The organism is Bradyrhizobium sp. SHOUNA76, from assembly GCF_023006445.1.
GTDB lineage: Bacteria > Pseudomonadota > Alphaproteobacteria > Rhizobiales > Xanthobacteraceae > Bradyrhizobium.
Genome location: NZ_JALBHA010001146.1, coordinates 1 through 497, shown reverse-complemented (window position 1 = coordinate 497; position 497 = coordinate 1). Strand labels below are relative to the sequence as shown.

The 497-nt window shown below is 70.6% G+C and carries 1 protein-coding gene; it reads left to right on the top strand.

Annotated features, from left to right (window positions below; translation table 11 throughout):
- A partial coding sequence (locus MOV74_RS40215; RefSeq protein ID WP_246933111.1) for an amidase family protein occupies positions 1 to 497 on the top strand: 497 nt, incomplete at both ends.

The window sequence follows — 497 nt, the reverse complement described above, 5'->3', positions numbered from 1 at the left end:
CGGCTCGATCCGCTATCCCGCCTATGCCTGCGGCGTGCATGGCCTGCGCCCGACCCTCGGCCGCATCCCCGCCTTCAATCCGGCGCTGCCGGAGCGCCCGATCGGGCCGCAGATCATGGCGGTCTCGGGTCCGCTGGCGCGCACGGTCAACGACATCAGGATCTCGCTCGAAGCCATGTCGGCCCGCGACATCCGCGACCCCTGGTTCGTGCCGGTGCCGCTGCAAGGTCCCGTGCGGGAAAAGCGCGCCGCGCTTTGCCTCAATCCGGGCGGACTTGCCACCACGCCGGAGGTGAAGGATGCGGTGAGCGATGCCGGCAAGCGGCTGGAGCGCGCGGGCTGGACCGTTGATGTGATCGAGGACACGCCGCCGATGCGCGAGGCGGTGGAGTGGCAGATCAAGCTCTGGCTCGGCGACGGTTATGAGGCGCAGCTGGAAATGGCCGAGCGCGAGGGCGATCCCGGCGCGCTGGCGTGCCTGCGCGGCAACCGCAGCA